Consider the following 26248-nt stretch of genomic DNA (forward strand, 5'->3'; position numbering starts at 1 on the left):
CTATGCATATATATACATTTTGTAAACTTGCTAAAGAAAAATGTCTTTAGAATAATTCGCCCTACAGATTCTCTAATCGGTTGATTCGAATTCACTTGTTATGGTAAAGCTTACTTTATTTACATTATAGTAAAGGAGAGAGTGATATAAGGGGTCTTTATCTTTATTGTATGCTACTTTTTCCAATTGATAAAGAGGATCACTAATATTGCACTGTAAATAACCTGCCAATTCACTATTAGCTAATATAACATTTAATATCTTATTATTAAATGCAGGAATCCTTCCATAAATTTCGTTTAGGATTTTATGCATAGATTTATTTTCTTCCACGTATCGGTCTAATTCCGGAAAAAGCTCTAAGGAATAGGTGGAAGTTTCATGCAATAATGGTTCATTATCTAAATGGAGTAGTCGCTTTAACTCGAGAACAGGACTATTCGTATCAATTTTTAATTTCTCTGCTATTTCTTTGTTCACTTCTTTTACTTCATAAGAAATTATTTTAGGATTGGGCATTTTACCAGTGGAATTCATATATTCAGAATAACCATTAACAGCAACTAATTCACGTTTTATCTTAACATGATTAACAAATGTACCCTTTCCTTGTTTCTTAATTAAATAACCTTCATTTACTAAATCCAATACCGCCTTTCGAACAGTAATTCTACTTACTTTATATTTTTCACAAAGTTCCGGTTCAGTTGGCAATTTTTCACCATGCGTATATATTCCATCATTTATATCATCTGCAATCGCTTGCTTAAGCTGTATGTATAAAGGAGTAGAGCTGTTACTATTAAGCAAATTTTATTACCTCCTTTTCACCTTTCTTTTCTTTATTATATCTTACTATTATTTTAATTTTAAACAATTCTTTTCTTATTAGCCTATTCCATTCCTCCATTTAAAAGAAAAAAGACTATTTCAAAATCATGGTCACACGATTTTGAGACAGTCTTTTTGATGTTCAAAATATCTTTGCCATTAATACTCTAATTTCCACATATATCTTCTTTTAGTTAATGGATGATTACGGACATAGGATAATTGTTCTGCATATACCCGCAAGACACCGGAAATTAACATTGGATTAAAATAATCTACTACTTCAGAAGCTATAACTGAACCAAGCCCAAAGTCTTTTGCATCTACCACAGTTGTTTTAGCATCAAAGCGCTGCAAAAATTCAAGCGCTCTTGCATCCATAGGTCTGGTTCTTCCATCATTCATCAACAATAGGAACGGAACATCTTTTTCTACCACTTCAAAGGGACCGTGGAAAAATTCTCCATCATGAAATGTCCCCGAATTAATCCACTGCATTTCCATTAACAAGCAGATAGAAAAGGAATAAGCCACTTCATGTGTTGCTCCACTACTCATGACGTAAATTACTTCATCATCTTTATAAGCTTCCGCAAAAGCTTTGGCATCTGGTAAAACTGTGGAAGCAGCCTTTTCGATAAGTTCATAAATTTTTCCGAAACCATCTATCATTTTGTCATAATTCTCATAACCCTCATATTGATGAAGTATTTCTGTAGCTAATCCTAATACTTTTGTCATTTTCTCCATTTTAGCAGCATAATTAGCCTCAAATCCATGATATACTATGTAACCTGCATCTTTTGTTAAAGCAGATCCCTCCACATGTGTTACTGCAATAACATGTGCGCCTAATTCTTTTGCTTTTGTTGTTGCTTCTACTGATTCAGGAGTGGCTCCACCTAGTGAGCAAGTAATAACAATACTTGTATCGTCAACAGAAATTGGGGTTGCATAATTAAATTCATTTGCTGTATATAAACTTACACGCAGAGTTTTGGCATTAGCTTCTAGAAAATACTTTGCAGGATACAATTCTGCTTTAGATGCTCCACATCCAACAAAAAACACACTTTTAATGTTCGGTTGTCTTTCCTTAATTGATCCAATAATTTGATTAAGTTCCATCTTGATTACCTCCAATATTTTAAGTTAATAGATTTTTATTTCAAAAATGTAAGAAGTATTTACCTATCTACCACCACCTTAAAATCAATCATTATGTATATTTCTTGCCAAATCCAAATGACCCCTCAACTAGACATTGTTCAGATGAAAATGCTGCTGCTTTTTTGAGACTTTCTTTAATAATGGACTCTGTATCTGTTTTTCCATCTTTAATTTCTTTTCCATAGTGATAGATAAAACAAGTAATAAAGGAATCGCCTGCTCCCATCGTATCTTTGGGTTTCACAAAGAAGGACTCTTGCATATAAAATTTGTTTCCATCAAATAAAATGGCCCCTTTTTCTCCTAAAGTACACAATACCAATTGGCAGCCTATATGAGTAACATTCAGGCATAAATTTAAAATGTCATCTAGTTTCATATGACTACAGGAAAAATAAGCATAATCGATTACTTTGCTTATTCGTCTTACTTGCTCCATTGTGAAATCAGAAGAAAAATCAAATCCAATTGGTATTCCTAACTGTTTAATCTTTGGCAATTCCGTTTCCGCAAAGCCATACAAACCCGTATGTACTAGATCAAAAGATGTTAAATAGGAATAATCCTCTTCCGTTAAGTTCAAACCAAATTGTCTTAAAACCCCACATCGATTACTTCCTAAAAATACTCGATCCCCATCTTTTAGTGTCACTCGAGCACAACCATTTTCTCCTTTGTATAATTTGCAGTGGCTGATATCTATCCCAATTTCGGTAATACTTTCTTGTACATGTTGGCTCTCTAAATCTGAACCGAATGCTCCTAAAAAAGCCGCTTCTGCACCTAATTTTTTTGCAAATACTGCAAAATTAAGTGCATTTCCTCCAGGATACATAGTCTGAATGTGTTCATATTTATCTACGACATTATCTCCCAATCCGATTACCTTCATGATGTCATGTCACCTCACTTAATTAGCCTCATTAGTATAACGTTATATAACGTTATACTTATTTGTCTTTATGTTATTGTCAATACTATTCTGACTATTACTTGCAAATCTTATAAATTCTACATATATTTCTCAAATTCTTTCATATTTCGACAATCATGGGCTGCGGGATCCATAAAGTATTTTGAATCTGTGATTTCTTGCCCTAAGTATCCCTCGTATCCGTTTTGTTTAAGTGTAATAAGAAACTGTTCTAAGTCATGCTTACCATCACCCCAAACTAAATGACCATATGGGTTTCCGTCCACAAAATGAGTATGAATAATCTTACTACCGAATACATCAAACCACTCTTGTAAGGTTTCCCCTGCCACCCCCATAGCAGTAGTATCTACTAGAACTTTTACATTGGCATGATTAATTTCCTCTATCATTCTTTTAGTATCTTGTAATGTTGTAACTAGATTAGATTCTTCTGGGCGTAAACTTTCCAACGCAAGTGTAACTCCCTCCAACTTTGCAGTATCAGCCAGTTTCGAAAGCATTTCCCTAGAACGCTTCCATGCCTCTTCTCGATCTTCATCTAGATATCCCCATCCAGAATTACATTGCATTATTTTACAACCTAGTTCAGCAGCAGCCTTTATACCATTAGTAAAGTAGTGTAAGCTTTTTTCGAAAACCTCTGGTTTCAGAGAGGCAAACTGAAATTGATACATACAGTTTTCAGGAGTAAATACTTTCATTTCTAAATGATAGGAATCAATCTTTTTTTTCAAGGCTTTACAATCTGAATAAGTCGTAGGATCTAAATAATAGTGAGGTACACCAGTCCAAAACTCTATGGATTGAATCCCAGCTTTTACTTGTGCTTGTAAAAAATAATCTAAAGAATAGCGCATATAATGAATATTCATTCCTGCTATTTGTTCTCTAGTAATTAAAGCCATTCCTCTCACACCTTTCATATAACTTGATAGATTTTAAGATACTTACAATACTTTCGATAAAAAATCAATTGTTCGAGGATGAGTTGGGTTTCCGAAAAATTGTTTTGGATTGTTTTCTTCCATGATATAACCTTGATCCATAAATAGAATACGATCTCCAACCTCTTTGGCAAAACCCATCTCATGTGTTACCACTACCATTGTCATTCCTTCTTGAGCTAGATTCTTCATAACTGCTAATACCTCTCCAACCATTTCTGGATCTAATGCAGATGTGGGTTCATCAAATAGCATTACTTCCGGCTTCATGGCTAATGCTCTGGCAATAGCTATTCGTTGTTGCTGACCACCAGACAGGGAGGAAGGATATGCATCATATTTTTCTAACAGTCCTACTTTTTTTAATAAGTCCTTGGCCAAATTTTGGGCTTCGGTTTGCTTCATCCCTTTTACTTTTATGGGAGCATGACAAATATTTTGGGCAACTGTTTTATGGGGAAAAAGATTAAATTGCTGAAAAACCATTCCCATTCTCTCTCTTACTTTATCAATATTAACCTTTCGAGCTGTTATCTCCTGCTCTTCCACCTTTATGCTTCCACTTGTCGGTAGTTCTAACAAATTCAAACACCTCAAAAAAGTGCTTTTTCCTGAACCAGAAGGACCAATTACAACAACCACTTCTCCTTTATGGATTTTTACGTCAATCCCCTTTAACACTTCATGATTTCCGTAACTTTTATGCAGTCCTTTAACGTCGATCACTTGCTTTCAATCTCCTTTCAACCACTCCTAGGAGTTGCGTTAATGTAAAAGTCATGATCAAATATCCTAAAGAGGCTACTAAAATTGGCTCCAACCCCAGTGCTGTATTTCCTCTAACAATAGTTGTCTTATACATAAGTTCAGCTACGCCTATTATGGATACAATGGATGAATCTTTTATACTGCCAATAAATTGGTTCCCAAGTGCAGGAAGAATATTTTTAAATGCTTGAGGAAGGACGATATCAAACATCGCCTGCCTTTGATTCATACCTAAACTTCTTGCTGCTTCCATTTGTCCTTTACTGACTGCTTCAATTCCTGATCGAATCGTTTCTGAAATGTAAGCAGCCGCATTAAGAGATAACGCAATTGCTCCAACCATCAAATCCGGTATATCCCATCCCTTAAATATCAACGGAATTCCAATATAGATGATATATATTTGAGCAAGGAGAGGGGTACCTCTAATAAATTCCACATATATATCACCAATAATTTTTACTACCTTAAATCTTGACCTACGTAATAGGGTTAAAGCAATTCCTAAAATAGTTCCTAAAACTACAGCAATGACAGCAAGTAGAATAGTAATATATATACCTGTTAGGAAATATGGATAGTACTGCTCTAAAAAAGAAAAACTCAACATTATCACCTACAATATTTAGGGTATTTTTCATTTCTAGAAGATGTTTTGTGACTAAATATTTCTATTCTCTCTTTCTTATCTCTTATTCTTCTAATTCCACACCATCCATCGCTTCTTTTAACCATTGTTCATAGTCTGGTTTTACTCGATCAATCGTAGCATTAATTACATCCATTATTTCCTTATCTGTGCCTTTAGGTAAAGCAATCGCAGCACCAGCTGAAGGGTCTTCATAATAAACTTCACTTGCTACAATATCCGGATTCCCCTTAGCAAGTAGGGTAGCAGTAGGAATATCTACTAATACTGCATCAACCTTATTGTTCGCCAAATCTAAGGAAAGTTCTGTAGATTTTCCGAGTAACTTCAAGGTTGCATTCGGTAATTCTGATTCCAAAATACTCTGTTGTACAGATGTTTTTATAGCGCCTATTTTTTTATCAGCTAAGCTTTCAGGAGTTGTATATTTATTCAAGTTGCTTTTTCGAACCATCATAACATTTCGTCCTTTATAATAAACATTGGAAAAGTCAGCATTTTTTTCTCGTTCTTCTGTAGGACTCATTGCTGAAATAATCATATCAACTTTTCCACTCTGCATGGCTACTAATAATCCATCAAAGTCCATGTCCTTAATTTCATAATCTACCTTCAAGTCTTTTGCTACTTCTTCTAATAGCTTAATATCTGATCCAACAATTTTGTCTTCCCCATTTTCAACTAGATGATATTCATAAGGTGGAGTCGCAGCCATTGTACCTACTACAATTTTTCCTTTTTCACGAAGCCCCTCTAACCCTGCTTTAGAGGAAGTCTCTTTTGCCGAACCACATGCTGTTAAGGAAAGGGCTAACAAACTAGATAATCCTACTAATGACAATTTCTCAACTAATTTCCCCATTAAATCTCTCTCCTTTAATTAATATTTTTCTTAGCATTGAACGATTCTTTTAAAAATTTTCACTAAAATATATATAAGTTACATACCAAGTTATTTATGTAACGTTATATAACGTTATAATAATATCGAAAATAAAAACTGTCAATAATTTTTCTGAAAATTTTCAATAAACTTTCAATTGACGAGTTATTTGATCATTTACTATTCAAAAAAGATGTAAATACTATTTTTAAGAGCTACTTTCAAACTTTATAAAATTCAATATCAATATATTCCCTTTTTCACTACATTTTGTTTAGAAGAATACCTAAATAGATACTCTTGAAAGATAGAGAATCGCGTCAACAAACTTTTTATGGTAATGCATCAACATGAAGAAAACGTTTTCATAATTAATATTAACACTGTGGAAATAGAGATACAACTAATAAAAGACGAAATATTTCGAGGGTTTTTGACATGTTTGACGGCATTTGACAAGTAACGACAAGGGCGGCGAAAAAGAGGGACTATTCCCTCTTCACCTCTCATATCCTTCATAAATATGGAGAATGATAAGAGTATTAATATAAGCAAAAAAGGAAAAACCAATAAATAGACTAAAGTATAAAAGAAAGAAAAGGGAATAGACCGATATTCCCAAAGCTATAATAGGAATCCCAGTAACCATTAGGACGGAAATTGTCTTAAAAGGGTGAACTAGCGCTATTTTCCAAGTGTTAATGATTGAATCCTTTACTGAATTTTTAAATCTTGCAACATAAGGAAATATAAAGCTAAACAATATTATATAAGCAAAAGAAAAAAGTCCTAGACTTACCTTAACAAGAAAGACCAAGTTTCCTTTATATTGATTTAGGTAATAGTAATCCATATACAAAATAATGCCGGCTGCTAATAAAATCAACCAGATGATCGTACTCTGTTTAAAGTTTTTGTGAAAGGCAGCGACATACGCTTTAACGATTGATACATCTTCATTTTTAGCCATTTTTATTGTTATCGAATACATAGCTGTTAGTGCAGATCCTATTGTGACAATAGGCAAACAAGAAAGAAGAAATAGAGCATTTAATAGTAATAAATTAACTATTTTTTCTAGAAATCGATAAACGGGTCCGTTCCATTCAAAAATATTGTTCACTGTAAATCCTTCCCTTCCAAAGATTAGAGGTTATCGGTTTCATTAAAACTACAAGAATTAATGAAACCGATAACCTCATTACTTTTTTCTTTTAATCAAATCAATAAGGCTATTCTTTCACTGAACCTACTACAATACCAGTGATAAAGTATTTTTGGAGGATTGGGTAGATTAATAGCAATGGAACACATGAAACAACAATTTTTGCTGCATTAAGATTCTTATTAGATACTTCTCCTGCATTTGCTAGGTCACTTGAAGTTGCTCCAGCTTTTAGCATTTCCTCAATACTGATTGTCAATGACTGGATATATGTCATTAATGGATAATTAGTTACTTTTGTCATATAAATCAATCCTGAGAAAAAGTCGTTCCAGTTTCCGACGATACTAAATAAAGCAACTGTCGCCAAAGCAGGCATCGATATCGGTATATATACTTTAATCAGTACCTGCAATGGGTTGGCACCATCCATAATTGCTGCTTCCTCTAGTGATTTGGGAACGCCGATAAAAAAGTTCATTACAAGAATAATGCTGAAAACCTGAACAGCTCCTGGAAGAACTAGTGCCCAAATCGTATTCAACATATCAAGGTTTTTCACAACCAAATAGGTTGGAATCATTCCACCATTAAACAGCATGGCAAAAATAAGCAGATTCATATAGATTCCTCTACCTCTAAACTCTCTTTTGGTTTTTGAAAGAGGATATGCCATTGTAACAATTAATACCATGTTAATAACCAAGGACAAAATTACCCTCTGAATGGAAATACCAAAGGAACGCCAAAATTGACTATCATCCATAATCATTTTATATGCCTCTAAGGTCGTATTAATTGGTGTTAGACCAACCTTATTACTAGCTACTGCATCGCCTCCGCTAAATGATATCGCTACAATATTCCACAGTGGAAGCAAACAAGTAAGGGCAAGGAAAATAACGATTGCATAAATAGTTAATCTGCCACATTTTGCAGAAAAGCTCTTATTTTCTATCATATGTTCTCCCCTCCTAGAATAATTTGCGATCCGTATATTTTTTTGCTGCATTATTTGCTGATAGAATCAGGATAATTCCAATTACCGATTTAAATAAACCTACTGCAGTACCAAAGCTATATTCTCGCCCTATTAATCCCACTCGGTAGACATAAGTATCCAATATATCACCTGATTCATATACCATTGGGGAATAGAGATTATACACTTGGTCAAATCCAGCATTTAAAACGTTAGGCAAACTTAATACGGCCAACAACAGGATAATTGGCAGCATACCTGGAAGGGTAATGTTCCATATGCGTTTCCACCAATTCGCTCCATCTATGCTTGCTGCCTCATGAAGCCCAGGATCAATAGCAGTTAATGCGGCTAAATAAACAATCGAATTAAAACCAAACTCTTTCCATACGTCTGTCCCTATCAGCAATGGTTGAAATAGTTTATTACTTCCAAGGAAATTCTGCTTATCCATGCCAAAGAAGGCTAGAAGCTGATTGATTGTTCCATCTAAGCTGAACATATTAACAACCACAGATGCTAGTACCACCCATGAAAGAAAGTGTGGTAAGTAAACAATTGTTTGAATAGATTTCTTCAGCAGTTTCAATCTGACTTCATTTAATAAAATGGCAAAAACAATAGCCAACAGAGATCCTAAAACGATTTTTCCAATAGCGATAACAATTGTATTTCTGAATAGTTTCCCAATATCAGGTAAAGAGAACATATACTTGAAATGTTCGAAGCCAACAAATTCTGAAGCCATTATTCCTTTTGCGGGTACATAATTCTGGAATGCCATGATTACCCCAAACATTGGGACAAACGTAAAGATAATCAAAAAAATCATCCCAGGAAGCAACATCGAATGATAAAACAGCTCTTCTTTCGTTACTATTCTTTTTGATTTTTTCCTTTTAGCGCTAGGTAATGAATTTTTACCATTTTCTATTTTTAAATGCGGCTGCTGAAACATATTATTCCTCCCTACCATTCAGCTGTTCTAATAATATCTTTCCTTCCTGACAAAGGGATTCCATGATTAGAACAGCTTTAAATTTATATTATTTATCAGCTAACTCTTCTTTTATCTCAGCAGCTATTTCATCTCCTCCTTGTTTCTTCCAATTAGCTACAAATGTATCAAAATAATCTAATGGTTTATTACCTGTTACAATTTTAATAAAATCTTCTTCTTCTAGTTTCAAAAGATTAGCACCCTTTTTCTCCATGGTTGGGGTGTTACCGAAAAATACTGGAGTAGTCCAATTGAATTGCTCCTCTTTTGTGAATTTATCAATCAAACTCATTCCGAGCATTCTAGAATGATATTTTGCCCACTCGGAAGTCCCTGCTCCTTCTGGTTCCTTCTGATATGCCATTATACTTTTCGTATCAATTTTTAAACCAGCAGTAGGAATATCATCTATGGAAATTTTCCCTTCCACTGCTTCTTGAATATATTTATATTCATCTATAATATTTGTGGATTTATATACTTCGATATTAAATGGCCTTGTGGAACCGTCCACTGCTAACTCGCCATATTTATAGATTTCTGGATAATCTTTCTGTAAGTCATCCGCATTTACAATTTCATCATAGAATAAGTTTAAAATTTTTATTGCTAATTCTGGATGCTCATAATCCTTTCGGACAACAATAAATTGACCTGTTGGGTTACTATGAAATACATTTACTTTTCCGTTTTCTCCTTCTATTCCATATGCGGCAAACTCAGCATTCTTATCCATTCCCCTTACTGTTGATAATCCCCAATCTGGTATATGCCATGGTCCCGTAACTATCCCAGTTTGACCATTAGTAACAAGCGCCATAATATCATCCCATGTTCTTGTTCCGAACTGAGGATCTATGATACCTTTTTTAAACCAATCTGCCATTACCCCTAATGCTTGTTTCGTCTCTTCAGTTGTAGAACCATTGACAATATTTCCTTTATTATCTTCTAACCACATTCGAGGATGAGCATTGAACACTCCGGCAATGCTAGTCATATTCATGCCGCTTCCACCGTAATCACCTGCATTTAACCAAGAAGCAAATGGTATACCCACTGGCTTTCCTGTATCACCTGGATCATTATCAACAAATGCCTTTGCTGTGCTTTCTAACTCATCTAAAGTAATTTGTCTATCTTCATCTGCATCTAATTTAATCTCTAACTTTTCCATCCAATCTTTCCTAATCCACACTATATTTGGTGCAGAATCGCCAATTGTACCTGGAATAGCCATCAATTTTCCATCAAATGTAGCAGCTTCTAACGTTTTGTTATCATACGTACCATAAACTTCTTTTATGAAATCGCTTGCATTTTTATCATATACTTCTGTCAAGTCAGCAATTAGGTCATTTTCCACTAGCTCTTTTAGCTCTTCACGACTATCTACACGCATCATGTCTGGTAACTCACCTGATGCAATTGCAAGTGCTACTTGACGATTGTAGTCCTCACCTTCTGCTTCGAATTGATCCACTATTTTAGCATTTAGTTTCTTTTCTACTAATCTTGTGTACGCATTGTTTTCATAGGTGTCTCCTTCAGGCAATTTAGAATTAGCTGCGGTTACTCGCCCCATCTTAATAATAGTTTTCCCATCTTCTGTCATACTCTCACCGGATGAAGAATTATCCATACATGCAGCTAGTGATAGTGTTAATGAAGTTGCCATCAATCCAAATGCCGCACGCTTACAAAATGTTTTGTATTTCATAAAATGTCCTCCCTCTTTTTATATAAGTTAAAAACAAGTTTTTTAAGAAATCTTACATGTTACCAAAATATAGTTAAAGTTTACTGGATTAACAAAGAGATGAATATATTAAATAAACCGTTTTCATGTACTTTTTTCCGGAAATTTTTCTGTTGACCATTAAAAAAAAAGACAATATGTTATAATCAACTAGAATTTTAGTCAGGAGGTATTACGATGTATCGTATATTAATAGCAGATGATGAAAAAGACGAACGTAGCGTTATTCGGTTTCTTCTTGATAAATTTCAATTTCAACTCGATATAGTAGAAGCAGCTAATGGAAAAGATGCCATCCACTTATTAGAGAAAGAATCAATTGATATCTTATTTACAGATGTGAAAATGCCTTTTGTCAATGGCATAGATTTAGCTAAAGTGGCCAAATCTATAAATCCCAATATCCAACTTATCTTTTTTAGCGGCCATGACGATTTCGATTTTGTCAAAAATGCTTTGTCGCTGCAAGCCGTTGACTATATATTAAAACCAGTTAATCCAAATGAATTAAAACAAACGATAGCATCTGTTATCAAAAACATGGAACAACGAAATCAGGAGCTGAAGAAAGAAAAATCGAATATTGCTTTCCTTAAAAACCATCTATTGTATCGATTATTGAATGGCACCTCCATAGATGCATTAAAAAATGAATACCCTTTCATAGATATGGATTATTTATATGCATACAGCCGAATGATACTGATGCAATTTGAAGAACCTTTCTTTGATAAATTGCTCAAAGAAGAGACTTCCCTACTTTTCGCACAAATCAAGCAATGTATGGAAGGATTGTCTTTTGACTATCTTCATCTAAATCCCTATCAATTATTACTTCTAATAAAGAAGCCGATAGAGCATACAGAAATAAGATTAATAGCCAAGAATATTCATCAGCAGATTCACTCTGCTCTTGGGATACATGGTTATTTTTCTATTAGTGAAGAAGTAGAAGCCCCAGAGAAAATTCCTGAACGATTTAAACAAATCGAATATTATTTAGAAGATCGATTTTTCTATAAAGATAACTATCTTTATCCGATTGAATGTGGAAAGTTTGAACAAGAGGAATATTTAGAGCAGGATGAAAATTTGCTGCTATCGATACAGAATGCCATTCAATATGTAGATACATTTAGCTTTCGACTTAGCCTAGATGCCCTTTTTCAAAAATATCAAAGCAAAAAACAAATATCGCATATTTATGTACGTTATTTATTTTCACGACTGCTTCAGATTTTATGTAATGCATTACCGGAGTACAAAGAAACGATATTAAATAAAAAAATATCAGCTATTTATAAATGCACTCATTTTTCAGAAATAGAACAAATAATAGAAGAAGTAAAAAGGAGTGTCTTATCCTTCCTAGAGAAAAAGGAAAAGTCACCTAAACATGTCATTCATATCGTAATGCAATATATCCATGAACATTATGCTGAAGACTTAAGCCTGAATATTCTTGCTGATAAAGTATACTTATCACCGCGTTATTTAAGTGATGTATTTATTCAAGAAACCGGTTCTGGGATCAACAAATATATAAAACAGGTTCGAATGGATGCGGCCAAGAACTTACTAATTCATACAAATATGAAAATCAATGATATTTGCAAGCAAGTAGGATATCAGAATATTTCCTATTTTGTCCGCAGTTTCCGCGAAAGTTTTGGTTTAAGCCCTGAAAAATTCAGACAATCAAATGGAAATACGAAAGAGAAGACGAATTAATGAATAAACTATCCCAATGGTTTAAAGATTTAAAATATCGTAGAAAAATATTGGTAATCTGCCTTCTATCCAGTTTGTTGCCTGTTACTGCATTAGGAAGCTATTGCTATTTTCAAATTCAAAAACTCTTAATCAATCGAGAAAAGGAAGTTTTAGAAGAAACCTTACATCAGGCTATTCTAAGTCTCGATTATAAAATTAATTCCTATAATGATGCCATGAATCAAATTGTTTGGAATGAAAATATAAAAAGTGGGTTAACCGCTAATTATGACAATAACTTTGATATGTATACGATGTATCGAGATCATCTCAAGCCACTTATCTTCAATGTAAAGAATTCACAAACCGATATCAATCGGATAACAGTTTATAGCAATAACAATACATTATTCCCACATGGGACCTTTCTTCGACCTCTAACAGATGTAGAAAAATTAGAATGGTTTCCGGAAGTTATCAAAAATGCTTCCGCCCATTTACTCGTTTCTTCTGATAAAAACTCTTTTGAAATGGCTAGTAAAATATTTGATTATAATGGAAATAATATAAATATTGTCTACATGGATATCCATTATCAATCTTTCTTTAATCCATTATCCAACCTATTTGAGAATTCCTATGGACTCATTATTCTGGATGAGAAAAAGCAACCTGTTTACAATCATCAAAACTTTAATAAAAATAAACAATCTTATACACTCTCTGTAGACGAGTTATTAAACAAAATCAATAATGGATCACTGAAAAATGAATATGTATTCAAAAGTGCTAAATTTCAATCAAACGAGTGGACAGCTTATTTATTTCGACCATTTGATATCGTATCTCAATCTACTTCACCTATTATGACGTGGGTAATTATCGTTATTATCTTATGTATCTTTACGCTTTATCTTTCTATTTTTTTTCTTTCAAAGGTTGTTGTTCGGCCATTGGAGTTGCTTGCAGCAAATATGAAGCAAATTGAAAAAGGAGACTTAACTGTGACTGTGACCCATTCCTCTCAAGATGAAATTGGTGATGTAATTGGACAGTTTGGAGACATGGTTCACAACCTACAAGAGATGATTAATGAAGTTTATAAAAGTAAAATTGCTCAGCAAGAATATGAAATGAAAGCATTACAGGCACAAATCAATCCACACTTTTTTTATAATAGTCTTTCTCTGATTAATAGTAAGGCTATCCTTGTGGGGCAAGAAGACATTAGCGAGATGGCACAACTCCTTTCTACATTTTATCGTACTACCTTAAACAAAGGGAAAAATATGATTACAGTTAAAGACGAAATAGAGAATACAATTTCTTATATGAAAATACAGCAGATGATGCACAGTAATTCCTTTGATCTTTCAATCATTGTGGACGACCAAATTCTTGGACATACGATGATTAACCTATTACTGCAACCATTAGTAGAAAATGCTATTAATCACGGAATAGATCATAAAGAAGATAGAGAGAGAGGAATAGTAACGATTATTGGAAAACAGGCAGATAATGATCTCCTATTTACTATTTCGGATAACGGCATTGGCATGGAACCAGAAATACTAGAAACCATTCTAACTACTAAAACTGCAGGATATGGCGTACAGAATGTTCATCATCGAATTAAGTTGGCTTATGGGGAAGCCTATGGTTTATCTTATACTAGCAAGCTAGGAAAAGGGACAACGGTACAGGTACGAATACCAAAGATTTTATAAATGGCAGAGGACGGTTTTTTATGGAAGATATTGCCCGCACAAGAAACCGTCCATCTGCTTCTCTACTTCACAATCGCTACAAACTTTTCTGCTTCGCGGCTTACTGCTTCGTAATCGCCTGTAGCGGCTCCTTTTGTTAAGCTGGAGCCTGTTCCTATAGCGTAGGCGCCATTTTTGATCCATTCAGCTGCGTTTTCAACGGTAACGCCGCCGCTTGGCATAAAGTTTCCTTGTGGAAGAGGTCCTTTAAAATCTTTCACAATACTTGGTCCAAAGGCTCCACCCGGGAATACTTTGATAACATCTGCGCCCAGTTCTATTGCTGTTAGTGCTTCGGTTGGTGACATCACGCCAGGCATAACGGCGACTCGGTAGCGGTGGCACATCGTAATGACTTCCGGGGACAGATTTGGTCCTACTATAAATTTTGCCCCTGCCAAAATAGCAAGTCTTGCTGTTTCCGGATCTAATACTGTTCCAGCACCAACGATTACATCCTCTCCTGCATATTTATCAGCAAGTTTTTTGATCACATCCAATGCACCAGGAATTGTCATGGTTAACTCTAAAAAATTAATGCCGCCTTGCCGAATTGCTTCACTTACATGCAGCCCTTGTTCTATATTTTGTGCTCGAATTACTGCTACAATCTTTTCCTCTTTCATTTTTGCTAAAACTTCTATTTTATCCATAAAAGATCACCTTTTTCCTTTTATTTAAAATTAGCAAGGATATTTTCAACTGCCATTAAGCTCATTTTATTGACTGCATCCACACTAGAGGCAGCAGCATGTGATCCGATAATCATATTATCCAGCTCCAGCAGTTCCTTCTTTTCTGGTGGTTCCTTTTTGAAAACATCTATTCCTGCTCCCCAAATTTTCTTATTCCGCAGAACATTATAAAGGGCATCTTCATCAATCAGTTCTCCGCGAGCTGTGTTGACCAATACAGCCGTTTCCTTCATCATGCTGAATTCTTTCTCACTAAATAAATTGTTTGTTTCTGGAGTTGCTGGTAGATGAAGAGTTATAAAGTCACTTTCTTTCACAAGGTGTTCCAAATCCACATAAGTCACCTTGTATTCTTTAGCAAACTCATTATCTGGGCAAACATCGTAAGCTAGAATATCCATGTCAAAGCCATGGGCTCTCTTAATAACGCCCTTTCCAATTGCACCGGTCCCAATCACACCAAGTGTTTTTCCATATATACCAATACTTGTTTTTTTGCTCCAATCCATTACACGGCATGATTGATCGATTTCTACTATTCTTCTCGCAATCGCTAACATTAGAGCGAAAGTAAAATCCGCGACAGAGTCGGCGTTTGCATTTCGAGTAATCGTTACTGGGATATTGTTGGCTTTGCAATAGTCGATGTCAATATTATCTGTTCCAACGCCATATTTTGAAATAACCTTTAACCGTTTCGCCTCTGCTAGGACATCAGCATTCAATGGATCCACGCCAACAATAACTGCATCTACATCCACTATTTCTTTTTTCATTTCTTCTTCCGTCATGATTCTGCCATATGGGTTAGTAACCACTTCAAAGCCATGAGCAGTTAATATTCGGCTAGCCTCTTCACTGTGTTTTCCAAAAGATCTGGGAGTAATGAGTGCTTTCGGCATTTGTCTCCCTCCTTTTCTCGTTTCCTAATTTTAGGTATTATACGAATCGTAAATATTGTTCAACTTCCGCTAAATCCCGAAAAATTTTTGGCTTGAGCTTACGAATTATATCTGTTTCCTTCACAAAATCAGGGATAAAAAATGCTGGAATGCCAGAAAGATAGGCCGCTTGAATACCTGCGGGGGAATCTTCCAATACAAGAGCCTCTTTCGGATTCACCTTTAATCGAGTACAGACTTCAAGGAAAATATCAGGGCTTGGCTTTCCATTTGGTACTTCCTCTCCTGAAACATATAAATCAATGAAAGCAAGTGTGTCTGATACAGTTAGAAATCGAAGAATTACTTCTCTCGCACTTGATGAAGCTACAGCTATCTTTATGCCCTGAGACTTTAAAAAGGAAAGTAATTCGTCCAATCCTGCTTTTTTAAAATGAGGTTCTCTAATAAACAAATATTCTAATTCATGCTTTTTTAAACGCATGTATGCTCGCCACTCTTGCACAGGTTGATCTGGACCATAATAATCAGCCATTTTTCGAATAATATCTTGATTCGTTATGCCGATCAACTGTTCAAATAGTGTCCTTTCAAAAGAAAAGCCATAATGGGCAGCTGCCATTTGCCACGCTCGATAGGCTAACTTTTCCGTATCAAACATTAAGCCATCCATATCAAAAATAACTAATGATGGAATTCCCAAACTAATTCTCCTTTCATTCAATAAAACGCCTGGGACAAATCAGCCTTGGAACAACTCCACATTGACCACATTGTCCGGTCTCTCTTTTTTAAGCGTTCTTTCTATATCTGACACTACTTTTTCTCCCATTCCTCTTAAGCATTCCATTGTATAGGCGGAAGTGTGCGGGGTCACCAGAACATTTTCATATTGGAAAAATGGATGGGTTTTATCCACTGGTTCCCCTTCTAAAACATCTGTTGCGAGCCCTGCAATTTTGCCGCTCTCCAATGCCCGCAATACAGCATCCTGCGCCCACAATTCACCACGTGCCGTATTAATGATATACACCCCTTCTTTCATTAAAGAAAATTCGTGATCAGACAGAAGATGGTAGCTTCCCTCATTAACAAATGCATTTAATGAAATAATATCGGACTGTTTTAATAATTCTTCTAAAGAAACACTTTCCGCACCTTTTTGTTCCAGTTCCTCTTTTGTTTGATAGGGATCATATGCTAATAATCTAGCATTAAAGCCATCCTTGAAAATCTCGCCAACTCTACTTCCTATATTCCCTAATCCAATTACACCAACTGTTTTCCCATTGATTTGATGTCCAACAAATTGAGCTCGATCTGCCCAACGGCCTTCTCTTGCTGCTGTTGCTGCTGGATATGTTTTTCTCACTACTGCTAAAAGGTTAGTAACTGCATTTTCCGCCACAGCATCCCTTTCTACTAATGCAGATACAATGGTCACAATCGTCCCTTTTTCTGTTGCAGCTTCTATATCAATGTTGTTATACCCTATCCCATGACGGGAAATAATCAGTGTTTCGTCCTTTTGTTCAAAGAACTCCCTTGTAAAAAAAGGAGTAACGCTGGATATAATGATCGTAAACCCCTGCAATTTTTCTGCGAGCTCTTTTCCCGAAATATTTACAGGGAAGGTAAATCTTTTTATCTCTCCAATGCTTGCAAGACGTTCTATTTGATCAGGGAATCTTTCTCCAAAACTACTTGAATTTACAATTGCAATTTTGTTTGCCATTGCTTTGTTCCTTTCCGCTTAAATTGTGCCTTACTGAACATATGGGGAAGGAATGAAATCACCTTTAGAAAAAGGTACTTTCATTCCTTCATATCTATTTTTTAATCGTTTTTAATCCATCTGTTAATGAAACTTTTTTGCTGTCTGGAACCGTTTGGAAAAATATTTCGATTCCTTTGGCATCTAAAGACTTTAAATTATCAACATCTGTTTCTGTTAACGCAACGGTGGGGATAACAAATTGTGCCTCTCCCTTTTTTGAAACGCCTCCTATATTGAGCCTAGTAACAGGTAACCCCTGTTCCACAACTTCTTTCACACTAGCAATATATTTAAAAAGTAGGACAACATTATCTTTTCCAAACTGATCGCTATTCCATTTTTCAACTACTTCTTGATTGCTGTATACCTGAATCTTCAATCCAGAAGAAGAGTTAGTATTTATATAAATATCTTTCATAAATTCATCAGATGCTGTTTCGTTGTCAATAACATAAAGGGCATTAGTCCCCAAACCTTTTGACCATTTTGTCATTACTTGTCCATGAATTAAGCGATCATCTACTCTTACTAAATTGATTTTCCCCATGCTGGCCTCCCTTTTCACATTAAATATTTATTTCTTTAAGAAATTCCGATTCAAATGATGAATTCCACTTGTACCTGTTCCCTGCACTGTTTGTATTAAATTATTGGCATCTTCTTCTGTTTGGTAGAAAGTTAATAATTCAATTAACATCGGCATATTGATTCCCGTTAATATGTGTAAGTCATACTTGCTTAATAACGATAAAGATACATTAGAAGGGCTACCGCCCAATAAATCTACAAGTAAAATGGTTTCCAAGCCGTTTTTCTCATTCTCTTGCACTATTTTACTTGCATCCTCTCGCAAATCATCTACTGATTCACCTGGGCGCAGTGCTAAAGCTCGTAAATTTCGCTGAGGTCCCATAATCATTTCTGCACTTTTAATGAGCTCGATGCCGAATTCCCCATGTGTAATCACCAAAATTGCTCGATTTTCCATACACCTGCTCCTTTACTTTGGGATAATCTAATCAATTTTTTCCTTACCTAATAATCACTTCTCAAAAATAATAGATTTATAAAACTTTGATTGCACCGAGTACAATTAATGTACCAGTTAGCCATAATAATCCTTTGGTGATATTAAAACCTTTTTTATCAAAGTATAAGTAAACACCTAATACGGTTAATAAAGGTAATAACCCTGGTAAAATCGAGTCTAAAGTATCCTGCAGTACAAATTGTTTTTCTGATAGAGTAAAGGATAGTGAGCTGCTTACTTTTACATAGGACCCTGCCAAGATGCCCATCATAAACAATCCAAGAACAGATAATGCATCAATCATCGTTTTAATACGGCTGCCTGCTAAAATTTCTTTGGCCGCATTACGTCCCAACCCGTAGCCCATTCTGACAAAATAATAGCCATAAAGAAATGTTACGAGCGTGAAACCAAGGAACGGAAATAATGCTCCAAGAGGACTGCCTGCCATCGCCCATGGCAAGGCGATTGCTATAAAAATATATTGGACAGTACCGGAGTCAATAGCATCTCCAATCCCTGCTAGAGCACCCATCAATCCTACTTTTGTATTGTTGATCATGTCTGGACTCGGCGCTTCTTCCTCTTTTCCTTCAGCAAGTGCTTTCGCGCGTGACTCCTCAAGGGATGCTGTAATACCAGTCAATGTACCTCCGCCCCAAATGGCTTGCGTGTTAAAAAATAATAAGTGCCTTTGGTACGCCTCGCTTAAATCTTTTTTATCTTTATATAATTTTTTCAGAATTGGCGTCATTCCAAATAAAAAGGAAGGAGCCACCATTCTATCAAAGGTATGCGGGATTTCATTTGCCCACCACCATCTTGCCCAAGCCTTAAGCAAATCTTTTTTTGTGATTGGCTCAGGGTAATTCTCTGGACTTTGTTTCTTTTCTTCTGCGCTCATCAATCAACCCACCTTTTTAAGTTCTTAAGCTGCTTCCTTCCCTCTCGTGAATAATACATACAGACCAGCAAGAATAGCACCGAAAATCGCATACGTTACCGTATTAATCTGTAAGTCTTTTAATGCAACACTCATGAAGTATGCTAGAAAAAAGAATAAAAGCAGTTCCTTTTTACCGATAACATGCATAATAACGGCAATACCCAGAGCAGCAAGACCGCCGCCAACTACTTCAAGCACGTGGATAATTGGACCATCGCTAATTGAATTAACAAAATCAGCAACAACCGGAGCTCCATAGTAAAGAGCAATAAACACTAATGGAACATAAAGAATGAAACTTATGACAATCGGGATAATGATGACAGATGTAAATATTCCTCTGTCATTTACATCTGCTGCATATTTATCTAACACTCGCAATGCAAACGTATTCAAAAAGAAGCGGAATTGATAAGCGTAACTACCAAGTATTCCAACTGGAACTGCGATAGCCACTGCTTTTTCCGGTGTAAAATCCCCTAATACAGCTACTGTTACAGCAATAGCTGCCGCGATAGCAGGCTCACTTGGCAATGCACCTCCTGGCGCAACTGCGCCCATATAAACTAATTGAATTGCCGCTGTAATAATCATTGCTTCTGTTATATGTCCTGTTACAATTCCCACAACTAACCCTGTCATTAACGGGCTAAAGCGCAATGTTAAAGTTGCATAGCCTATCCCTCGGGACATAACGATTGCAACCCAAATGGCGATTATTAGTGCTTGACCAATGGATAGTGTTGCCATTTGTCTTATCACTCCCTTATATTTTAAAAATGTTCATAATTGCACAAACTACTACAACACTAGCCTCCTTCCGCAGAAAAATATGAAATAATTATATAAAATATAAAATTACTTCCTAATCACACGGTGGCCGCCAAATTCATTACGGAGAGCAGCGACCACTTTCGCAGAAAAACTATCCTCTTCCAAAGATCGGTTTCTCATCATTAGGGACAAAGCAATAATGGGAACAGGAACTTCTAAATCTAATGCTGTTTCAACTGTCCACTTCGCCTCACCTGATGATGCTACCATTCCACGAATATTTTCGAGTCTAGCATCTTTTTGGAAGGAGGATTCCATTAATTCCATAAGCCAGCTCCGAATGACAGAACCATTATTCCAGACAGCAGCGACTTTAGCTAAATCAAAATCATACTGACTTTGATTCAACACTTGAAATCCCTCACCAATTGCTTGCATAAAGCCATATTCAATTCCGTTATGAACCATTTTTAAGAAATGACCGCTGCCAGATTCTCCTGCATATAAGTAACCATCTTGAGTAGAAACACTTTTAAATATTGGTTCTATTCGTTCAAAAATCTCCTGTCTGCCTCCGATCATTAAACAGGCTCCCTGATTGGCACCTAAAATTCCTCCTGATGTACCTACATCTAAGAAGTGAATGCCCTTTTCCTCAGCTACTGCAGCACGGCGGATGGAGTCTTTATAATTTGCATTTCCACCATCAATGACAATATCATCCGCTTTCATTTTTCCGAGCAGCTTTTCTATCACGATTTCACTTGGTTTTCCTGCTGGTACCATCACCCATACCACTCTTGGAGATTGCATATTTATAAGCATTTGATCTATACTTTCCACAATATGTATCCCATTTTCATTCGCTCTATTTCTAGCATCACTAGATTTGTCAAAACCATAGACAGAATGATGATTGTTTGCTAAGTTTAACGCAAGGTTATATCCCATTTTTCCTAAACCAATCATTCCAATTTGCATCAAACCACTCCTTGTTTACAAACAGCTTATTCTTTGCAAATGCTTGTGACTTTGAAAAAGTATTGCCATTATTGTTTATTCTTTCATGCAGATTATTTTAAGCATGAATCTACTTTTTTTCGTGTACAATTGCTAGGTTAATAGATAAATGGGCATAGCTATCCCTTCACTAATTTGCTACGCTCATCGAGCATCCTAGAAAATGATGTACCAAATAAATGCAACTTATTTATATGTCAGAAAGCTCTTACAACTTTCTGGTCCATTCTAAAAACTTAGTAACTACCGGAAACTTACTACTATTTTTTTCACAAAGTGACATTTACTAGCTAGAACACCGGTGGGCAAATATCATTTGTTAATTCAAATTATACACGTTTTTTCGAGCGAGTCAACCAAAAATAGTCGAATTTTCGTATAAATACGTTTTTTCGTGTGAAAGGAGTTTAATATTAGTGAAAAAGATTGAGCATATTGGGGAACGTATCAAATTATTAAGAGAAAAACATGGATTATCACAAGCTGCTTTCGGAAAAAGAATTGGGGTCTCTTCGGGAAATGTCGGAGACTGGGAAAGTGAGAAAAAGAAATCATTACCTGGAGCTAAAGCCATCTATACTATTGCGAAGGAATTTGAGGTTTCTGCTGATTGGTTGCTTGCTGGAGAGGAATTTTTAGGAGATTCATCCTTAAAAAGCGGAAATATAGTAATCCAGGATGACAAACCATCCATCAGCACTAGTATCATAAAAGAACGAGAATCCATTAATGAACTCGCCCCCGACGAAACATTAACAGAAGAAGCAAAAGAACTAGTTTCCATATTTAATAATTTAAATGAGCGAGATGCAGCCGAATTATTAATGATTGCTCGAATGAAACGCGATTTTGAAAGTCGGTAACGGTCGACGGTTCTTGTACAGGCATTCGTTACCCAATGGGGAATGGTTCTAGTCCTATCTTGTGCCTATAACATGGTAACAGTAGAACCATCCCTCCGATTCTCTTATATCCTCTCCTGCTAGGTTTTTAACATTTTCTAATCCTTTGGAAATAGCGATAAACTGTTCCATATAAGTAATGGGACCTCATAGGAACCTATTCCTTTCAACCCGCTATTCATTATAAGAGCCTATTGTCGGATATCCTTTCTATCTTCCATTGATTTTCTTATCCTCCATGATTTGATAATCTGTGTCTCTAGGATATAGGGAGATACTTCCGTAAAGATTTTTTCTCCATTTTTAAAAATGATAGCGCTTTTAAATTTTTCATTGTGTTTTACTGGGTGTATGTGATCGATATGCTCGGTGAAGATCCATTGACAGTGAAATTGCCTAGGAGCATGGGTGGGAAATGCATATATATTTCTTGGGGGGGTAATTGGCATAGGCAGTCTTTTCTGCATTCCTAATTTATATGTAATGGAACGACGTCTTCCATCAAAATCAGAACCTCCAATTAATAGATTCTCCTTGATTATGTCAAAGGGAGTTTCTTTGACATACACAGTCCGATCTACTTCTTTTACCACTGCGTCACATTCGATTGCTTCCATGGGCATGATGGTCATCGTCCGTTCATTGGCAATATATTTATTTAAAATACACTCTTTCTTCATCCTTTACACTCCTTCTTTTTCACACACTTTTTAATCTAGTTCCTCCATTGTCTCTTTAATAAGTACTGCATCCAGCTGTAAATCAAGTACTTCACAAATCTTATATAAGGTACTTACTTTCGGTTCCTTTTGCCCTCTTTCGATTTGTCCAAGGTGGGCATAGTGTAAGCCTGTTTCATCCGCAAGCTCAAACTGAGTGAGCTTTTTCTGTAACCTCCTCTCTTTAAGTAATTTATAATCAATACAACTTTTTTCCCCTCTTGTTTTCAACTTTATCACCTCCTTTAGAACTATTATGAAGGAAATGAATAACCAGTAAAACTTCCTATAGGTAGGAATTTGTTAACATTTTGTTAATTTTTAGGAACTAACTGTAAAAACAGAAAAAAGACGGTTCGATGGAAGGTCATTGACCTCACAAGAACCGTCCCTCTGCTTCCGTTAAAAATGAAAGTATTTCGCTTGGTGGAAGGGGTTTGCTATATAAGTAGCCTTGTAGGTTAGTGCATCCTTTGCTTTTTAGGAAGTCAGACTGCTCTTGGGTTTCTACTCCTTCTGCAATCACATTCATACCTAATTCCGATGCAAGGATGATAATCGCTGAAACAATGGCTGCATCTTCCTGACTAGCAGGAAGATGACTAATAAATGACTTATCAATTTTAATCGTATCTGCTTGAAACTGTTTTAAGTACATAAAGGAAGCATATCCCGTTCCAAAGTCATCAATAGAGACTTTTATGCCCATGCTCCGCAATGTAGAAACCGTATCTCGAACAAGAGAATCATGGTTAGATAACACACTTTCTGTTATTTCTATTTCTAGGTATTCAGAAGAAATCTTATATTCCATCAGTTTTTTGCTCACTAGTGCAGCGAAATCTTGTTTTAAGAGCTGTTTAATCGATACATTGATGGCGATGGGGATTTTTATATTTAACTTTTCCCATTCTTTTATTTGAGCACATGCTTTATCTAGTATCCACTCACCAAGCAGTAAAATAAAGTCACTTTCCTCCGCAAGGGAAATAAAGGCAGCAGGACTGATTATCCCTTTCTCTGGGGAAATCCACCTAATTAATGCTTCCACTCCAATAAAATTACCTGTTTCTATATTCACTTTAGGTTGGTAATAAAGAACAAACTCGTTTTCTTTCAGTGCTTTTTTTAGATTGCTCTTTAACTGAAAAGCACTGACAGCATTTTCATTCATTTTAGGATCATACAAATTAAAGGCATTGCCACCCACTTTCTTCATACTATACATAGCAATATCAGCGTTTTTCATCAGTTCCTCAAATGTTTGGCCATGTTCTCCACTAAGACTTATGCCGATGCTTCCATGGGTGGAAAATTCTTGACCATCTATAATGATCGGTTCTTCAATTGCTTGGAGAATTTTAGCAGCTAATGCACGTAAGCTGGATTTGCTCGTATACTTACTAATTAATATAACAAATTCATCCCCGCCCATTCGTGCCACCACATTATTTTCTCCAATGGTGTCTTGAATTCGTTTCCCTACTTCTTGTATTAACCTATCTCCTGAAGAATGACCAAAAGTATCGTTATGTGGTTTTAAGTTATCTAAATCTAAAAACATAACTGCAAGGTGGTTCGTTTCTTGTAAGCGCTGCAAGAAGATCTCCTTTAAATACCGCAAATTCGGCAGATTTGTTAAACTATCATAATTTGCGAGATATTTAATTTTTTCTTCATGGAAATGGCGCTCCAATGCAATTCCTGTCAAATGACTAAAATCTTTCAACATTTCAATGTCAGAATCCTTTGGTTCTACCGGTTCCTTATAATAAATAGCAAATGTTCCTAATAAGGAGTCTTTAGATGAGATAATGGGCAATGACCAGCAGGAACGCAATCCATTCGCGAGTGCAATTCCCTTCCAATTTGACCAAGATGGATCTGTTTCTATATCCGCTGTAATTTTTAATTCCTTCGTGTATGCTGAATGGCCACAGGAGGCAAAATTCTCTCTTACAGGAAACTTATCAATCTTTTCGATGAATGTAGAATCCAGCTTTGGACCATAGCCAAAACGCAGCCAATTCTGCTCTTCTTCATAATACATAATCGAACAAATTCCTTTTAAAAGTTCTTCTACGCTTTCAGTAATATATTCAATTATTTGTTCTAATGGTTCACCCACGGCAATTCTCGATAAAATAGCCTTTTGTTTCTTTTGCAGTTCCTCCATGCTTTTCTTTTCTGTTATATCTTGGGCGATTCCATGTATACCGATAACCTGATCATTTAACTTCAATGGAATCGTGGTCAATTTGATATCCCGAATTTCCCCATCTTTTCGAATAACTTGCGACTCAATCCCTTGAGTCATTCCACAACAGACCTTGTCAAAACGCTGCAGCACTTTCGGAAGTTGTTCAGGTACGATCAAATCACGGAAATTTAATCTCGTTAATTCCTCCTTTGTATACCCGCTGATTTCTTCTGCAACTTTATTAACATCTAAGATATTGCCTTCTTTGTCCAAAGTATAGACTCCATCTGGATCATGTAGAAATAGAGATTTATACGTTTGTTCACTTTTTTCCAATTTTGTAATGTCTCGTCCAAATACGATTAGATTTTGACGATTTCCAGCTGAATCAAATATCGGTACCTTAATTACCTCATATATACGCTCTCGATTATAGAAGAAAATGGACTCTTTTACTTCTATCTGTTTTCCTGACTTCCACGCTTGAAGATCACTTTTTACAATGGTAGGCACATATTCAGCAAAATGGGGATATAACTCTCCTAATTCCTCGTTTGTTTTCCCTCGGTATTCCTCTATATTAAAAAGTTTCAATGTTTTACGATTCGCTTCCATCCAGCGACCCTCTTTATCCTTTATAATAATAATATCAGGACTTGCATTTATATATGGTTCTAAATTCATAGCTCTCTCCCTAATTTCTACGGTCATAT

The 26248-nt window shown here is 35.7% G+C and carries 26 protein-coding genes; 3 read left to right on the forward strand and 23 right to left on the reverse strand.

The window, feature by feature from the left end; all coding sequences use genetic code 11:
• Positions 1-72: 72 nt before the first annotated feature.
• From NiCM35_RS16005 to NiCM35_RS16055, 11 genes are all read right to left on the reverse strand, one after another.
• Positions 73-810, reverse strand: coding sequence for a GntR family transcriptional regulator (locus NiCM35_RS16005; protein ID WP_095329705.1), 738 nt, complete (start codon positions 808-810; stop codon positions 73-75).
• A 180-nt stretch (positions 811-990) separates the two neighbouring features.
• Entirely contained in the window at positions 991-1959 is a 969-nt protein-coding gene (locus NiCM35_RS16010) for an SIS domain-containing protein (protein WP_095329704.1), read from the reverse strand.
• Between the two features lie 91 nt (positions 1960-2050).
• Positions 2051-2893 carry a PfkB family carbohydrate kinase gene (locus NiCM35_RS16015; protein ID WP_095329703.1) on the reverse strand — a complete coding sequence of 281 codons (843 nt, stop codon included), beginning with the start codon at positions 2891-2893 and terminating at the stop codon, positions 2051-2053.
• Positions 2894-3012: 119 nt separating this feature from the next.
• Positions 3013-3843: a sugar phosphate isomerase/epimerase family protein gene (locus tag NiCM35_RS16020; RefSeq protein ID WP_433780068.1), complete on the reverse strand. Its 831-nt coding sequence runs from the start codon at positions 3841-3843 to the stop codon at positions 3013-3015.
• Positions 3844-3885: 42 nt separating this feature from the next.
• A complete protein-coding gene (locus NiCM35_RS16025; protein ID WP_095329701.1) occupies positions 3886-4608 on the reverse strand; it encodes an amino acid ABC transporter ATP-binding protein in 723 nt (240 codons plus the stop codon).
• The gene (locus NiCM35_RS16030; protein WP_235850246.1) at positions 4595-5260 is read right to left on the reverse strand and encodes an amino acid ABC transporter permease; all 666 of its coding nucleotides are present in this window, start codon (positions 5258-5260) and stop codon (positions 4595-4597) included. The genes NiCM35_RS16025 and NiCM35_RS16030 overlap by 14 nt, the downstream gene beginning before the upstream one ends.
• 82 nt (positions 5261-5342) lie before the next feature.
• Entirely contained in the window at positions 5343-6161 is an 819-nt protein-coding gene (locus NiCM35_RS16035) for a transporter substrate-binding domain-containing protein (protein ID WP_095329699.1), read from the reverse strand.
• 520 nt (positions 6162-6681) lie between these two features.
• Positions 6682-7305, reverse strand: coding sequence for a YesL family protein (locus NiCM35_RS16040; protein ID WP_249877705.1), 624 nt, complete (start codon positions 7303-7305; stop codon positions 6682-6684).
• A 109-nt stretch (positions 7306-7414) separates the two neighbouring features.
• Positions 7415-8308 (reverse strand): carbohydrate ABC transporter permease, encoded by an 894-nt coding sequence (locus tag NiCM35_RS16045; RefSeq protein ID WP_047942069.1) that lies wholly within the window; start codon positions 8306-8308, stop codon positions 7415-7417.
• Positions 8309-8321: 13 nt separating this feature from the next.
• On the reverse strand, positions 8322-9176 hold the full coding sequence (locus NiCM35_RS16050) for an ABC transporter permease (protein ID WP_095329723.1): 855 nt from the start codon (positions 9174-9176) through the stop codon (positions 8322-8324).
• Between the two features lie 199 nt (positions 9177-9375).
• Positions 9376-11049 carry a type 2 periplasmic-binding domain-containing protein gene (locus NiCM35_RS16055; protein WP_433780070.1) on the reverse strand — a complete coding sequence of 558 codons (1674 nt, stop codon included), beginning with the start codon at positions 11047-11049 and terminating at the stop codon, positions 9376-9378.
• Positions 11050-11265: 216 nt separating this feature from the next.
• On the opposite strand from NiCM35_RS16055, the gene NiCM35_RS16060 reads away from it, so the two are divergent.
• Together NiCM35_RS16060 and NiCM35_RS16065 are read left to right on the forward strand one after the other, a co-directional pair.
• Positions 11266-12819: a response regulator transcription factor gene (locus tag NiCM35_RS16060; protein ID WP_433780072.1), complete on the forward strand. Its 1554-nt coding sequence runs from the start codon at positions 11266-11268 to the stop codon at positions 12817-12819.
• The gene (locus tag NiCM35_RS16065; protein ID WP_433780074.1) at positions 12819-14531 is read left to right on the forward strand and encodes a sensor histidine kinase; all 1713 of its coding nucleotides are present in this window, start codon (positions 12819-12821) and stop codon (positions 14529-14531) included. Before NiCM35_RS16060 ends, NiCM35_RS16065 begins: the two co-directional genes overlap by 1 nt.
• Before the next feature lie 62 nt (positions 14532-14593).
• Here NiCM35_RS16065 and NiCM35_RS16070 read toward each other — a convergent pair whose 3' ends face one another.
• From NiCM35_RS16070 to gnd, 9 genes are all read right to left on the reverse strand, one after another.
• The gene (locus NiCM35_RS16070; protein WP_433780076.1) at positions 14594-15223 is read right to left on the reverse strand and encodes a bifunctional 2-keto-4-hydroxyglutarate aldolase/2-keto-3-deoxy-6-phosphogluconate aldolase; all 630 of its coding nucleotides are present in this window, start codon (positions 15221-15223) and stop codon (positions 14594-14596) included.
• Positions 15224-15243: 20 nt separating this feature from the next.
• The gene (locus tag NiCM35_RS16075; RefSeq protein WP_433780078.1) at positions 15244-16167 is read right to left on the reverse strand and encodes a phosphoglycerate dehydrogenase; all 924 of its coding nucleotides are present in this window, start codon (positions 16165-16167) and stop codon (positions 15244-15246) included.
• A 37-nt stretch (positions 16168-16204) separates the two neighbouring features.
• Positions 16205-16870 (reverse strand): HAD family hydrolase, encoded by a 666-nt coding sequence (locus tag NiCM35_RS16080; RefSeq protein ID WP_433780079.1) that lies wholly within the window; start codon positions 16868-16870, stop codon positions 16205-16207.
• 39 nt (positions 16871-16909) lie between these two features.
• On the reverse strand, positions 16910-17902 hold the full coding sequence (locus tag NiCM35_RS16085) for a D-isomer specific 2-hydroxyacid dehydrogenase family protein (protein ID WP_433780080.1): 993 nt from the start codon (positions 17900-17902) through the stop codon (positions 16910-16912).
• 94 nt (positions 17903-17996) lie between these two features.
• Positions 17997-18491: a PTS sugar transporter subunit IIB gene (locus NiCM35_RS16090; protein WP_123260461.1), complete on the reverse strand. Its 495-nt coding sequence runs from the start codon at positions 18489-18491 to the stop codon at positions 17997-17999.
• A 27-nt stretch (positions 18492-18518) separates the two neighbouring features.
• Positions 18519-18932, reverse strand: a complete 414-nt coding sequence (locus NiCM35_RS16095) for a PTS sugar transporter subunit IIA (RefSeq protein ID WP_095329689.1) — start codon at positions 18930-18932, stop codon at positions 18519-18521.
• A gap of 76 nt (positions 18933-19008) precedes the next feature.
• Positions 19009-19878, reverse strand: coding sequence for a PTS system mannose/fructose/sorbose family transporter subunit IID (locus NiCM35_RS16100; protein WP_433780082.1), 870 nt, complete (start codon positions 19876-19878; stop codon positions 19009-19011).
• Positions 19879-19902: 24 nt separating this feature from the next.
• Positions 19903-20670 (reverse strand): PTS sugar transporter subunit IIC, encoded by a 768-nt coding sequence (locus tag NiCM35_RS16105; protein WP_047942054.1) that lies wholly within the window; start codon positions 20668-20670, stop codon positions 19903-19905.
• A 108-nt stretch (positions 20671-20778) separates the two neighbouring features.
• Positions 20779-21675 (reverse strand): phosphogluconate dehydrogenase (NAD(+)-dependent, decarboxylating), encoded by an 897-nt coding sequence (gnd, locus tag NiCM35_RS16110; protein WP_095329688.1) that lies wholly within the window; start codon positions 21673-21675, stop codon positions 20779-20781.
• Between the two features lie 455 nt (positions 21676-22130).
• On the opposite strand from gnd, the gene NiCM35_RS16115 reads away from it, so the two are divergent.
• Positions 22131-22577 (forward strand): helix-turn-helix domain-containing protein, encoded by a 447-nt coding sequence (locus NiCM35_RS16115; RefSeq protein WP_163185314.1) that lies wholly within the window; start codon positions 22131-22133, stop codon positions 22575-22577.
• A gap of 230 nt (positions 22578-22807) precedes the next feature.
• Here NiCM35_RS16115 and NiCM35_RS16120 read toward each other — a convergent pair whose 3' ends face one another.
• The 3 genes from NiCM35_RS16120 to NiCM35_RS16130 all read right to left on the reverse strand — a co-directional run bounded on the left by NiCM35_RS16120 (position 22808) and on the right by NiCM35_RS16130 (position 26219).
• A complete protein-coding gene (locus NiCM35_RS16120; RefSeq protein WP_433780085.1) occupies positions 22808-23296 on the reverse strand; it encodes a competence protein ComK in 489 nt (162 codons plus the stop codon).
• A 30-nt stretch (positions 23297-23326) separates the two neighbouring features.
• On the reverse strand, positions 23327-23566 hold the full coding sequence (locus NiCM35_RS16125; protein ID WP_061799259.1) for a helix-turn-helix domain-containing protein: 240 nt from the start codon (positions 23564-23566) through the stop codon (positions 23327-23329).
• Between the two features lie 145 nt (positions 23567-23711).
• Positions 23712-26219 (reverse strand): bifunctional diguanylate cyclase/phosphodiesterase, encoded by a 2508-nt coding sequence (locus NiCM35_RS16130; protein WP_433780088.1) that lies wholly within the window; start codon positions 26217-26219, stop codon positions 23712-23714.
• Between the last annotated feature and the right edge of the window lie 29 nt (positions 26220-26248).

Origin of the sequence: Niallia sp. M35, from assembly GCF_050971705.1 — a bacterium.
In the GTDB taxonomy this organism is placed as follows: domain Bacteria; phylum Bacillota; class Bacilli; order Bacillales; family Cytobacillaceae; genus Niallia; species Niallia circulans_A.

Excerpts from the sequence above, each read along its gene's own strand:
- NiCM35_RS16070 (WP_433780076.1), bottom strand. The coding sequence starts at position 15,223 with ATGGATAAAATAGAAGTTTTAGCAAAAATGAAAGAGGAAAAGATTGTA.
- NiCM35_RS16050 (WP_095329723.1), bottom strand. The coding sequence starts at position 9,176 with ATGTTGCTTCCTGGGATGATTTTTTTGATTATCTTTACGTTTGTCCCA.
- NiCM35_RS16045 (WP_047942069.1), bottom strand. The coding sequence starts at position 8,308 with ATGATAGAAAATAAGAGCTTTTCTGCAAAATGTGGCAGATTAACTATT.
- NiCM35_RS16020 (WP_433780068.1), bottom strand. The coding sequence starts at position 3,843 with ATGGCTTTAATTACTAGAGAACAAATAGCAGGAATGAATATTCATTAT.
- NiCM35_RS16075 (WP_433780078.1), bottom strand. The coding sequence starts at position 16,167 with ATGCCGAAAGCACTCATTACTCCCAGATCTTTTGGAAAACACAGTGAA.
- NiCM35_RS16085 (WP_433780080.1), bottom strand. The coding sequence starts at position 17,902 with ATGGCAAACAAAATTGCAATTGTAAATTCAAGTAGTTTTGGAGAAAGA.
- NiCM35_RS16120 (WP_433780085.1), bottom strand. The coding sequence starts at position 23,296 with ATGAAGAAAGAGTGTATTTTAAATAAATATATTGCCAATGAACGGACG.
- gnd (WP_095329688.1), bottom strand. The coding sequence starts at position 21,675 with ATGCAAATTGGAATGATTGGTTTAGGAAAAATGGGATATAACCTTGCG.
- NiCM35_RS16035 (WP_095329699.1), bottom strand. The coding sequence starts at position 6,161 with ATGGGGAAATTAGTTGAGAAATTGTCATTAGTAGGATTATCTAGTTTG.
- NiCM35_RS16030 (WP_235850246.1), bottom strand. The coding sequence starts at position 5,260 with ATGTTGAGTTTTTCTTTTTTAGAGCAGTACTATCCATATTTCCTAACA.
- NiCM35_RS16010 (WP_095329704.1), bottom strand. The coding sequence starts at position 1,959 with ATGGAACTTAATCAAATTATTGGATCAATTAAGGAAAGACAACCGAAC.
- NiCM35_RS16065 (WP_433780074.1), top strand. The coding sequence starts at position 12,819 with ATGAATAAACTATCCCAATGGTTTAAAGATTTAAAATATCGTAGAAAA.
- NiCM35_RS16105 (WP_047942054.1), bottom strand. The coding sequence starts at position 20,670 with ATGGCAACACTATCCATTGGTCAAGCACTAATAATCGCCATTTGGGTT.
- NiCM35_RS16100 (WP_433780082.1), bottom strand. The coding sequence starts at position 19,878 with ATGAGCGCAGAAGAAAAGAAACAAAGTCCAGAGAATTACCCTGAGCCA.
- NiCM35_RS16090 (WP_123260461.1), bottom strand. The coding sequence starts at position 18,491 with ATGGGGAAAATCAATTTAGTAAGAGTAGATGATCGCTTAATTCATGGA.
- NiCM35_RS16130 (WP_433780088.1), bottom strand. The coding sequence starts at position 26,219 with ATGAATTTAGAACCATATATAAATGCAAGTCCTGATATTATTATTATA.
- NiCM35_RS16095 (WP_095329689.1), bottom strand. The coding sequence starts at position 18,932 with ATGGAAAATCGAGCAATTTTGGTGATTACACATGGGGAATTCGGCATC.
- NiCM35_RS16015 (WP_095329703.1), bottom strand. The coding sequence starts at position 2,893 with ATGAAGGTAATCGGATTGGGAGATAATGTCGTAGATAAATATGAACAC.
- NiCM35_RS16055 (WP_433780070.1), bottom strand. The coding sequence starts at position 11,049 with ATGAAATACAAAACATTTTGTAAGCGTGCGGCATTTGGATTGATGGCA.
- NiCM35_RS16060 (WP_433780072.1), top strand. The coding sequence starts at position 11,266 with ATGTATCGTATATTAATAGCAGATGATGAAAAAGACGAACGTAGCGTT.